Genomic DNA, 11,561 nt, shown 5'->3' on the forward strand with positions numbered 1-11,561 from the left:
TCTTCCACCGACTGTGCCATGACCATCCTGCTCCGTCGCACGCTGTTGATGCTGCTCTTCGCGTGGCCCACCGCACAGTTCGCACAATCGCCGACGGCGCTCACGCGCCTCCTCGCAGCGGACGCCGCGCGCTTTCCAGGATCGTTTGGCGTCTACGTGAAGCATCTGGGAACCGGCGAAGAAGCCAGCGTGCGCGCGGACGAGTCTTCTAATTCGGCGAGCGTCATCAAGTTGCCGATCCTTGCCCTCGCGATGCAGCAGGTCGATGCCGGCACATTGTCGCTCGCGACGCGTCTCACCATCACGGCGGAGCGTATGCGCGGCGGTAGCGGTATTCTGCAGCGCTTCGACGCCGGGCTACAGCCGACGTTGCAGGATGTACTCACGCAGATGGTGATCACCTCAGACAACACGGCCACGGATCTCGCAATCGCCGAGGTCGGCGGCGTTGATCGGGTCAATGCGTGGATTGGCGCGAATGGCGGCGGGATGCAACTGTTCTATACGGTGGCGCAGGTCTTTGCGAAGGCACGCGAATCGGCGTACGCCGCGAATCCGCGCGAAGCGGTCTCGCACAATAGGGCCTACTGGCTTGGGGAGATCACGCCACGGGCGGTTGGCCGTTGGCTCGAGCGCCTGCAGCGGTGTCAGGATGGGACCTCGCAAGGTGCGCCCCTCGCAAGCCTCGCGTCGTGCAAGCGGATGCTGACCATGATGCGGATGCAGCTGTCGGGCGATCACCGCCTCCCGCACTATCTCGATATTCCGGTTGCCCATAAGACGGGTGACTGGCCGCCATTTCTCGCGAACGATGTGGGGATCCTGTACACGAAGTCCGGGCCGGTCATCATGGTCATCTGCGCGAATAACATCACGGGCAACTACGGTGAGGCGGAGGACCGTATGGGTGAGCTGGCCCGTCGCGTGGTGGACTATTTTGACGGCGCGAGGTAGGCACTCGACGCACCGCGGCACGACGTAAGCACGGGGCCGCAGCATCGGGCAGCCGGGGCTCCTTGATATACATAGCACCGCAATGTATAATACCGCTATGTAGCTATCGAGCCGGGCCCGTGAGCCCGGCACCACGCCTGCGATCATGGAAATCAACAAAGACCTCGTCGCCGCTTCGTCTACCCCTATCGTCCTCTCGATCCTCGCCGAGTCCGACAGCTATGGGTACGCGATTCTTTTGCGCGTCCGAGAGTTGTCGGGAGGACGCATGGCGTGGACGGACGGAATGCTGTATCCAGTGCTCCATCGCCTCGAGCGACTCGGCTATGTGACCGCGCGATGGGAAAGCTCGGAAAATGGCCGTCGGCGCAAGTACTATCGCATCACCGTTGAGGGGCGTGCGCAACTCGCTGAAGAGCATCGCCAGTGGCAGGCGGTGAACGCGACGCTGCAAGGCATGTGGTCACTTCGCTTCACGCCCGCTGTCGCACATCACGCTGCGTCGGCCGTGCCACTTCCACAGGGAGCGTAACGATGACGGCTTCAGGGAACGCCTACTCGCTCGAGGAACAGATCGACCAGTGGCGCAACTATCTCCGCCGTCGACAGGCCATTCAGTCCGTCGACGTGGCGGAACTGGAAGACCATCTCCGCGAGCAAGTGGAGGTGCTGATCAATGCGGGGCTCGCCACCGATGAGGCGTTTTTGGTGGCCGTGAAGCGTCTAGGCGACCTCGATTCCCTTTCGCGCGAGTTCGCGCGTGAGCATTCGGACCGCCTCTGGAAGCAACTCGTGGCGGTTGGTGCGGATGCCAACGAGGCAGCGGCGACGGCGCGCACCGAGGCCATGATGGCCTTCGGGTTTGCCGTGGCGGCTGGCGTGGCCGTCAAAGCGCCGGCGCTATTTGGTATGCCGTTGAATACGAACGCCAGCTTCTACGCGCGCAATGCGAGTCTATTCACCTTCCCCCTGCTCACGGCCTTTTTCGCGTGGAAACGACGGCTCGACGTGGGCACGCTCGTGCGACTGCTCGTAGCGTTCGCCGCGGCAGGGATTGTGGCGAACATGTACCCGCTCGTGTCGCGCGGCTCCAATGAAGTACTCACGGCCATGCACCTCCCGATCGCGCTCTGGCTGGCGGTGGGAATTGCGTACGCCGGCGGTCGTTGGAACCAGGCCGCTCGTCGTATGGACTTCGTTCGATTCTCAGGCGAACTGTTCATCTACTACGTGCTCATCGCACTCGGCGGCATCCTCCTGACTGCGTTTATGGCGGCGATCTTTGAGGCCATCGGGATCAAGATCGAAATTTTCTTCCAGACCTGGATGCTCCCCTGTGGGGCAGCAGGAGCTGTGATCATTGCCAGCTGGCTGGTGGAGGCTAAACAGAGTGTCATAGAGAACATGGCACCAGTACTCACGCGCCTCTTTACGCCGCTCTTTGCCGCCGTGCTGATTGCATTTCTCGTGACGCTACTGTGGACCGGACGTGGCGTCGTCCATGACCGCACTGTGATCATCGCATTCGACGCGATCCTCGCGCTGGTCCTGGCGCTTCTGCTGTACTCGGTCTCCGCGCGGGATCCCCGAGCGCCCGTCGGCGCCTTTGATGCGCTGGAGGTGGTCCTGGTGGGGAGTGCGCTCGTGGCTGACGTGGTTGCGCTGTGGGCGATTGCCGCGCGCATCTCGGAATTCGGGTTCAGCCCAAACCGCGTGGCCGCGCTGGGCGGAAACCTCATTCTTCTCGTCAACCTTGCCTGGTCGGCTGTGCTGTACCTCCGCTTTTTGCGCGGGCGCGGAACGTTCGCACAGCTCGAGCGCTGGCAGACGAACTATCTGCCGGTCTACGCCGCGTGGGCGGCGTTCGTCGTGGTCGCCTTTCCGCCGTTGTTTCGTTATATTTGACGCAGCGTCGCGTGCCATTTACGCGGCCGAGCTTGATCACTCCCCGGAATGTTGTGCCACTCCCCTCGTCGAGGCCCCCGTGCGCCACGCTCGTCTTGCCCTGATCCTCGCGCTCGCCTGCACGGCAGCGCCGCTCACCGCGCAGCAGCTCATCTCCAAAGATGCCCTCATTGCCGTGGTGGAAAACCACAAAGGCGCGGTCATCCGCTACATCGACGCCGCTCCGGACTCGATGCTCGGTTTTCGCCCCACCAAGGGCGTACGCACCTTCGCGGAACAGATTGAGCACGCGGCGGGCGCTGATGCGCTCATCGCCCATCTGGCCATCACCGGCGGTATGAAAGGCATTCCCGCGATGGGCGACTCTGCCGTGTATCTGCACAACAAGGCCGCACTCAAGGCGTATTCTATTGCCGCCATGGATCACACCATTCAGATGCTGAAGGCCGTGAGCGACGCTTCGATGCAGGAAAGCATCGTGCAGTTCGGCAACAAGGTCACCCGCGGCCGCGCGCTGATGGAACTGCTCGACCATTTTCCTTGGACGCTCGGACAGACCGTGCCGTACCTCCGCATGAACGGCGTCACGCCGCCGGCATACTCGCCCTTCTAAGTCGCGGTAGTTCAGCCACAAGTACCGAGAGCGCCCCGCACCGATCATGATCGGTGCGGGGCGCTCTCGTTTGCATCCTAGTTCATACGCCGAGTATTACTCGTGGGGATTCTCCGCCGGAATAATCGCCGCCTGCGCCGCACGTTGCGGCGCGTTCCCCAGCTCATCCGTGCTGGGCACAATCGGCTTCTGGCCTGCCGCCTTGAGCGTGGCATTCACGCGCGGTAGCAGCACGTCCATCTGCTTCTTGAGTCGTACGAGTTCTACGTTCAACTGCGGCACAAGCGTGTTCCATACCTCGTACGCCTGCGGCGGCGGACGGCGATCATTGGCGGAGACGAAGCCAGAGATTGCGCCGATTTGATTGCCGAGTTTGATCGGGAAGTTGAGCGGATCCTGCCCAGCCTCGTTCTTTGTTTGATAGAGCACCCCTTCCACCTTGCGAGTGCTGTCGATCAACACATTCGCTTCCTTCTCGAATGCTTTCAACTGCGCGCCATTGAGCACATTGCGCAGGCTATCCACTTGATAGCGCACATTGCGAATGGTGCGCACCGCATTGTTCGCGGCCGACGCCGTATCGCGAATCTTGATGAGCAGATTGAACTTCTCAATCAAGTCGCTTTCGGTGGCACCGGTACGCGGCGGCGGTAACACGCGAACCGTCGCGGTCACCGGTGCGTTGGTGCCAGCCGTGAGGCGTACGGTGTACGTGCCTGGCGGGCCCGCCGGTCCGTTGAGTCCGTTGCCAGACCAGTAGACGGCGCCGCGAAAGTTGACGCCATCCGGGTACCGAAGTGCAATGCTGTACGTGTTGAGCCCTTCAGTGGTTGTTACGCGCGCCGCAGGAGCTCCACCAAAGCCGCCACGACCACCGCCGCGCCCGCCACGTCCGCCAGCTGCGGCAGCTGTGTCGGTACTGGAGGCCTTCGTGACCACAAAACCCTTCTTGTCGAGCAACTCAACCGTCACCGGCTGCGTGGCCGACTTGAGCCAGTACTGCACCTTGATGGCACCTTCATTCTGATACGTGGCGCCCGGCGTATAGAGATGTACGCCCGCCACGCTGTTCACTTTGTCCGCCTCGCGCAGCGCCGCAATGCCTTCCATGGCATAGAAACCGCGCCCCATCGTCGCAATCACAATGTCATCATCGCGGAGCGCAATGTCGTGCACCGCCACCGGCGGAAGATTGCGCTTGAGACTCTGCCAGTGATCGCCGGCGTCGTACGACACATACATGCTCCGCTCCGTCGCGGCGTAGAGCATGCCAGGGCGTACGAGATCTTCACGCACCGCGCGCGTGAATTCGTTGGCGGGAATACCAGTGACAATCTTCTGCCACGTCTTGCCGTAGTCCGTCGTGCGATAGATATACGGCGCAAAGTCGTCCATCTCATATCGGTTCGCGGCGAAGTACATCGTACCAGCGCTATAGCGCGACGGCTCAACAATCGAAATGCGCGTCCACTTTGGAAGATCTTTGGGCGTCACATTCTGCCAGGTCGGCATCGCCGCACCCGTACCCACATTGCGCGCCACATGAATGAGGCCGTCGTCCGAGCCGCTCCAAACGAGCCCCTTGGTTACGGGCGACTCTGCCACCGCGAAGATCGTAGCGTAGTACTCCACGCTCGTCTGATCCTTGGTGAGCGGCCCGCCCGATGAACCGAGCGTGCTGGGATCGTTTCGCGTGAGATCGGGCGAGACAATCTTCCAAGTGGCGCCGAGGTCTGACGAACGGAAAAGCACGTTCGCGCCGGCGTACAGCACCTTCGCGTCGTTCGGCGAATTCATAATTGGGAAAGTCCACTGGAACCGATACTTCGAATCCTTGGCGTCGTGGCCCATCGGGTTCAGTGGCCACGGGTCGAGGCGCATCGATACACCGGTGCGCTTATTCTGCATCGCTAACACGCCGCTATAGTTGCCACCGAAGGTCACATCTGGATCGTTCGGATCGCTGGCCACGTAGCCTGACTCACCACCGGCACCACCGTAGCGCGGCGTGAAGTCGAACTGCGATGCCGGCGTTCCAGGAGCCGCACCACCGCGCCCACCGGCTGGCGGAGCTGCCGCGCCGCGTCCACCGCGCCCGCCCGCAGCACTCGCAACGCGCACGGGGAAGCAATCCACGCCGCCGTCCTGTTCAGCACCGCACACATCGTACGGCGAAGCGTTGGTGAGATGCACGTGATAGTACTGGCCCGTCGGCAGGTTGGCGCGCACTGTCGAGGTGCCACCGTCGTACGTGAGCACAATCCCAGGATCGCCGGCCACGGCAATTCGCTTGGGGTTTGTGGGGTCAATCCAGAAGTAGTGCGTGTCTCCGTTGCCGAGTCCGCTGCGGAAGGTTTTGCCACCGTCGTTGGAGATGTAGCCGCCAACGTTGCCGGCGTACACGGTGTTCGAATCTTTTGGATCGGCAAAGAGCTTGCTGTAGTACCAAGCGCGCTGACGGAGATTGCGGTCGGCATTCACGTACTGCCACGTGGAGCCGGCGTCGTCGGAGCGGAAGACGCCGCCAGAATCGGCTTCAATAACGGCCCACACTCGATTCGGCTTTGCCGGCGAAATGGCAATTCCAATGTTGCCCCACAGGCCATGCGGAAGACCGGCGTTGTGCGAGAGTTCAGTCCAGTGGTCGCCGCCGTCCGTTGTCTTGTACATGCTGCCACCAGCACCGCCGCTCACCAGAAGCCACGGCTTGCGACCGGCCTGCCAGAATCCGGCGTAGAGCACATTCGGATTGGTGGGATCCATCACAAGATCGGCAATGCCCGTCGAGTCATTCTTGAACAGAATATTCTGCCACGTCTTGCCGCCGTCCTTGGAGCGGTACACGCCGCGTTCCTTGTTGGGGCCAAACACGTGGCCGAGCGCGCCCACGTACACGATGTTCGGATCCGTTGGGTGCGTGACGATGCGCGAGATATACTGCGTCTCGGCGAGCCCCATAAAGCTCCACGTTTTGCCAGCATCGGCGCTCTTCCACACACCGTCGCCATGCGAGACGTTGCCGCGAATCGCCGTTTCGCCGCCGCCGGCCCACACGACATCGGGGTTCGGCTTGAAAATGTCGAGCGCGCCAATCGTACCGCCGAAGTACTTATCGGTGGTCGGGTGCCAGGTCTTACCGCTATCGGCGGTCTTCCAGACGCCGCCGCCGGTGGTGCCCACGTAGTACTCAGCAGGACGCTGCGTAGAGCCCACGACCGAGGTCATACGGCCGGAGTGCGCCGGTCCGAGGAGGCGCCAGCTCACATTCTGCCAGAGGGTGGTGTCTACCGAGGCGGCCGAGGCCGGCCGCGCCGCCGCAACCTTGGCGGCCTGCGCCGGGAGCAACGCCGGCAACGAACAGAGCAACAGAGCAGCCAGCGCGTGGCCGCGCCGAGTCCGTGGGAAGAAACGCATGGAAAAGTCCTCGAGAAAAAGCGATGGGGCGCCCGCAGTCGGGCAACCTTTAAGATACGCTTTACGAGGCGGGGGCGTTCGGGCTTCCGCCGAAACGCCCCCCTTCGCTTCAGTATCAGGCCAAGCAGAACTCAGGCCAGGTCAAACCGGTCCAGATTCATCACCTTGGTCCACGCGGCCACAAAGGCCTGCACAAACTTTTCCTGCGCATCATCAGCCGCATACACCTCGGCGAGCGCGCGGAGCTGTGAGTTCGACCCAAAAATCAGATCGACCCGCGTTGCGGTCCACTTCTGGTCGCCGGTTTCGCGGTCGTGCCCTTCAAAAACACCGTTGGTGCCAGCGGTCGGCTTCCACGTCGTGCCAATGTCGAGCAACTGCACAAAGAAATCGTTGGTGAGCGCCTCAGGACGTTTGGTGAACACGCCGTGCTGCGCGTGGCCGAAGTTCGCATTCAACGCGCGCAGACCGCCAACGAGTACCGTCATCTCCGGAGCGGTCAGCGTCAGGAGTTGTGCCTTGTCAATCAGCAACGACTCGGCGGACACGGTGTACGCGGCCTTCTGATAGTTGCGGAATCCGTCGGCGATCGGCTCGAGCACGCCCATCGATGCAACATCCGTCTGCTCCTGCGTTGCATCCATACGGCCTGGAGTGAACGGCACCGTCACGTGCTGGCCGCCGTTCTTCGCGGCCTGTTCCACGGCCGCGCATCCACCGAGCACAATAAGATCGGCGAGCGAAATCTTCTTGCCGTTCTTCTGCGCGGCGTTGAACTCCTGTTGCATCGCCTCGAAGAGCTTGATCGCCTTGGCGAGCTTCGCTGGCTGGTTCACTTCCCAATCTTTCTGAGGCGCCAACCGAATGCGCGCGCCGTTTGCGCCGCCACGTTTGTCGGAGCCGCGGAAGGTGGATGCCGACGCCCACGCCGTGGAGACAAGTTGTGCGATGGACAAACCAGACGAGAGAATCTTCGCCTTGAGCGCCGTGACGTCGGCTGCATCAACCAACGGGTGATTGACCGCCGGAATAGGATCCTGCCAGAGCAACTCTTCCGCGGGCACAAAGGCGCCGAGGTAGCGCGAACGCGGACCCATATCACGGTGCGTCAACTTGAACCAGGCACGCGCAAAGGCGTCGGCCAATTGTTCGGGGTGCTTGTGGAACCGCTTCGAGATGGCGAGATAGGCGGGATCTTCGCGCAGCGCCATGTCGGCCGTGGTCATCATCGGTGCATGGCGCGCCGTTTTGTCGTGGGCGTCCGGCACCGTGGTTTTGGCCGCCGCATCCTTGGGCGTCCACTGCTGGGCACCGGCGGGGCTCTTGGTCAGTTCCCACTCGTAGCCGAGCAAGGTGTCGAAGTAGCCGTTGTCCCACTTGATCGGGTTCGGAGTCCACGCGCCTTCAATACCGCTCGTGGTGGTGTGCACGCCTTTCCCGCTACCAAAGCTGTTCTTCCAGCCAAGTCCCTGCTCTTCGATTGTAGCGCCTTCGGGCTCAGGGCCCACAAGCTTTGGATCGCCCGCGCCGTGCGCCTTTCCGAACGTGTGTCCGCCCGCCACGAGCGCGACGGTTTCTTCATCGTTCATGGCCATGCGCGCGAACGTCTCGCGAATGTCTTTGGCTGATGCGAGCGGATCGGGACGCCCGTTGGGTCCTTCCGGGTTCACATAGATGAGCCCCATCTGAACAGCGGCGAGCGGATTCTCGAGTTCGCGGTCGCCCGAGTAGCGCTTGTCACCAAGCCACTCGGCTTCGGAGCCCCAGTAGATATCGGTTTCCGGTTCAAAGACATCGGCTCGGCCACCGGCAAAGCCGAAGGGCTTGAGCCCCATCGACTCAATGGCGCAGTTGCCGGCAAAGATCATAAGGTCGGCCCACGAGAGCTTCTTGCCGTACTTCTGTTTGATGGGCCAGAGTAACCGACGTGCTTTGTCGAGATTGCCGTTGTCGGGCCAGCTGTTGAGCGGGGCAAATCGCTGGGTGCCGCTGGATGCGCCGCCGCGGCCGTCTGCCGTGCGGTAAGTGCCCGCACTGTGCCACGCCATTCTAATGAAGAGCGGGCCGTAGTGTCCGTAGTCGGCTGGCCACCAGTCCTGCGAGGTGGTCATCAGCGCGTAGAGGTCTTTTTTGAGGGCCTCGAGATCCAGCGTCTTGAACTCCGCCGCATAATCGAACCCCGTGCCCATAGGATCGGAGAGGGCAGAGTTTTGGTGGAGGATCGAGAGGTTGAGCTGATTTGGCCACCAGTCTTTATTCGAGGTGCTTGCGGCTGCCGTCGCCGTGCCGGCGCCGTGCATGACCGGGCATTTACCCGCCGTATTGCCAGTATGTCCGTCCATCGTTCCTCTCCTCTCATGGATTCCGTGAGCGCAGCGCTTTATCAACGACGCTTAGCTAACGCTTCGGTACACAATCCAGTTTCATAGGGAGGAGGGGGTTCCAGCCCTCAGAGCGGAGGCGAACTACTCAGCGGAATCCGCTGGTCCGCCGGCGCGATACGCGAGTAACCACTCTGCGCTCCATCGCGCAAAATCTCCGGCACAGATAGCCGCGCGGGCCTCGCGCATTAACCCTATGAGCATGGCGAGATTATGCAGCGCAATGAGGCGTGGACCGAGCGGTTCGTCGGCGGCAAAGAGGTGTCGGAGATACGCACGGTCGTATTGCGTGCACGCGGGACAGGGACAGCCGTCCACGAGTGGCGCACGGTCGAGGCGATTCGTGCCCTTGAGCAGCTGCACCGTTCCGCGCGGGGTGAACGCCGTGCCATGGCGTCCCATGCGAGTGGGCGCCACGCAGTCAAACAGGTCCATACCGCGACCGACGGCTTCGACAAGGTCGTCGGGAAAGCCCACGCCCATCAGATAGCGCGGTCGTTCGCGCGGCAACTCTGCGCCGCAGATATCGAGCGTGGCATACATCTCGGGCTTGGGCTCGCCCGTGGAGAGGCCGCCCACGGCAAAGCCTTCCCAGTCGCCGCAATTCAAAATGCCGCGCATCGACGCGCGACGGAGCTCGGCGTGCACACCGCCCTGCACAATCGGAAAGAGCGATTGCTGTGGCGCGCGCCGTTCGTCGTCGTTGGTCGCGGGGAGCAGCGGAGTGCCGGGCGGTGTTGGGACGGTATCCAACGGCGCGCGCCCCTCGCGCGAGATTCGATCAAACTCAACGCGGCACCGTTCGAGCCATCGGAGGCTTCGCTCCATCGCGCCGCGCGCCGGTTCGAGAGCGCTTCCACCATCTATCAGCTCGTCGAGCTGCATAATGACATCGGCGCCAAGGTTGCGCTCGATTTGAATGACGCGCTCGGGGGTATAGGCGTGGAGTGAGCCGTCAAATTTATTCTTGAAGGTGACGCCTTCCTCGTTCACTTCGCGGTACCGCGCGAGCGAAAACACCTGGAAGCCGCCGGAGTCGGTGAGCATCGGCCCGTCCCACCGGGCAAAGGCGTGCAACCCACCGAGCGCGCGGACCACGGCGTCGCCCGGACGCAGGTACAGATGATACGCGTTCGATAGGAGCATGCGCGCACCCATCGCGCCCACCTCGGAGGTGGCGAGCCCGCGAATGGCCGCGTGCGTTCCCACGGGCATGAACGCGGGTGTTTCCACGGTGCCATGCGGCGTCGTGAACTCAGCGGCGCGTGCGGCACCTTCGGTGGCGTCGAGCCGGAAGGCGAATGGCGCCGTGCTCATGGGCAGCGAGCGGGTGCGAGGAACAATGGAAAGGGGCGAGGGGCTTATGGTGGTGCTAACGCTATCCGGTAATAAGTTAATGTAGACACCCTGCCCCCCGACCCCCTCATTCCGATGACCCGATCCATTCGATTTGACGATGGCGCCGCCTACCAGCGGTATATGGGCCTATGGAGTGAGCCAGCGGGCGACGCCTTTCTCGCCTGGCTGGCGCCGCCGTATCGCGTGCGATGGCTCGACGTGGGATGCGGCAATGGCGCGTTCACCGAACGAATTCTCGCGCGCACGGCTCCCAGTTCGGTGCACGGCATTGACCCGTCGGCCGCACAGCTCGAGTTTGCGCGCACGCGAGCCGTGCTCGGGAACGTGCACTTTCGCCAAGGCGATGCGATGGCGCTGCCGTACACCGATGACCAATTCGACGCGGCAGTGATGCCATTGGTGATCTTCTTTGTGCCGGACCCCGCCAAGGGCGTGTCCGAAATGGTGCGGGTCGTCGCGCCGGGCGGTGTGGTCTCCGCGTATGCGTGGGATATGGATAACGGCGGCTTTCCTTATGCCGCGCTACAAGAAGAACTGCGTGCACTCGGCGCCACGCTTCCGGTTCCACCCAGTCCTGAGGCGGCGCGCGTTGATGTGCTGCGCGAGTTGTGGACCGCTGCAGGGTTGGAGGATGTCGCAACGCACGAGATCACCGTGCAACGAACCTTCGCGGACTTCGACGACTATTGGGCGACCATTCATTTGGGCCCGAGCGTCGGGCCAACGCTGGCGGAGATGGGTGCCGAGGATAGTGCGCGGCTCAACGCGCGGCTGCGCGAACGTTTGCCAGCGGGTGCCGATGGCCGGATTCAGTACAGTGCACGTGCCAATGCCGTCCGAGGACGCGTGCCAACGCCGCACGCGGGCTAATGTCGTTCATACGAAGCCAGCAACGCTCTCACTACTCGCGTTCATCGGCTGGCACGCCGCGGCGT

8 protein-coding genes are annotated in these 11,561 nt (G+C 62.5%); 5 read left to right on the forward strand and 3 right to left on the reverse strand.

Annotated elements, in window-relative coordinates:
- Positions 1-18: 18 nt before the first annotated feature.
- The 4 genes from NTZ43_14080 to NTZ43_14095 all read left to right on the forward strand — a co-directional run bounded on the left by NTZ43_14080 (position 19) and on the right by NTZ43_14095 (position 3,472).
- Entirely contained in the window at positions 19-954 is a 936-nt protein-coding gene (locus NTZ43_14080) for a class A beta-lactamase-related serine hydrolase (GenBank protein ID MCX5768342.1), read from the forward strand.
- A gap of 145 nt (positions 955-1,099) precedes the next feature.
- Positions 1,100-1,486: a helix-turn-helix transcriptional regulator gene (locus NTZ43_14085; protein ID MCX5768343.1), complete on the forward strand. Its 387-nt coding sequence runs from the start codon at positions 1,100-1,102 to the stop codon at positions 1,484-1,486.
- Between the two features lie 2 nt (positions 1,487-1,488).
- Entirely contained in the window at positions 1,489-2,859 is a 1,371-nt protein-coding gene (locus tag NTZ43_14090; GenBank protein MCX5768344.1) for a permease prefix domain 1-containing protein, read from the forward strand.
- A gap of 79 nt (positions 2,860-2,938) precedes the next feature.
- Entirely contained in the window at positions 2,939-3,472 is a 534-nt protein-coding gene (locus NTZ43_14095; GenBank protein ID MCX5768345.1) for a DinB family protein, read from the forward strand.
- A 96-nt stretch (positions 3,473-3,568) separates the two neighbouring features.
- On the opposite strand, the gene NTZ43_14100 is transcribed toward NTZ43_14095, so the two are convergent.
- The 3 genes from NTZ43_14100 to NTZ43_14110 all read right to left on the reverse strand — a co-directional run bounded on the left by NTZ43_14100 (position 3,569) and on the right by NTZ43_14110 (position 10,584).
- A complete protein-coding gene (locus NTZ43_14100; protein MCX5768346.1) occupies positions 3,569-6,886 on the reverse strand; it encodes a glycosyl hydrolase in 3,318 nt (1,105 codons plus the stop codon).
- A 131-nt stretch (positions 6,887-7,017) separates the two neighbouring features.
- A complete protein-coding gene (gene katG, locus NTZ43_14105; GenBank protein MCX5768347.1) occupies positions 7,018-9,228 on the reverse strand; it encodes a catalase/peroxidase HPI in 2,211 nt (736 codons plus the stop codon).
- Between the two features lie 123 nt (positions 9,229-9,351).
- Entirely contained in the window at positions 9,352-10,584 is a 1,233-nt protein-coding gene (locus tag NTZ43_14110; GenBank protein MCX5768348.1) for a tRNA guanosine(34) transglycosylase Tgt, read from the reverse strand.
- A 114-nt stretch (positions 10,585-10,698) separates the two neighbouring features.
- Here NTZ43_14110 and NTZ43_14115 point away from each other — a divergent pair, with 114 nt between their 5' ends.
- A complete protein-coding gene (locus tag NTZ43_14115) occupies positions 10,699-11,496 on the forward strand; it encodes a methyltransferase domain-containing protein (protein ID MCX5768349.1) in 798 nt (265 codons plus the stop codon).
- The last annotated feature ends 65 nt before the right edge of the window (positions 11,497-11,561 follow it).

It is taken from the genome of Gemmatimonadota bacterium, assembly GCA_026387915.1.
GTDB lineage: Bacteria > Gemmatimonadota > Gemmatimonadetes > Gemmatimonadales > Gemmatimonadaceae > Fen-1231.

Coding starts and splice junctions, on each gene's coding strand:
- NTZ43_14080 (MCX5768342.1), top strand. CDS start 19: ATGACCATCCTGCTCCGTCGCACGCTGTTGATGCTGCTCTTCGCGTGG.
- NTZ43_14085 (MCX5768343.1), top strand. CDS start 1,100: ATGGAAATCAACAAAGACCTCGTCGCCGCTTCGTCTACCCCTATCGTC.
- NTZ43_14090 (MCX5768344.1), top strand. CDS start 1,489: ATGACGGCTTCAGGGAACGCCTACTCGCTCGAGGAACAGATCGACCAG.
- NTZ43_14100 (MCX5768346.1), bottom strand. CDS start 6,886: ATGCGTTTCTTCCCACGGACTCGGCGCGGCCACGCGCTGGCTGCTCTG.
- katG (MCX5768347.1), bottom strand. CDS start 9,228: ATGGACGGACATACTGGCAATACGGCGGGTAAATGCCCGGTCATGCAC.
- NTZ43_14110 (MCX5768348.1), bottom strand. CDS start 10,584: ATGAGCACGGCGCCATTCGCCTTCCGGCTCGACGCCACCGAAGGTGCC.
- NTZ43_14115 (MCX5768349.1), top strand. CDS start 10,699: ATGACCCGATCCATTCGATTTGACGATGGCGCCGCCTACCAGCGGTAT.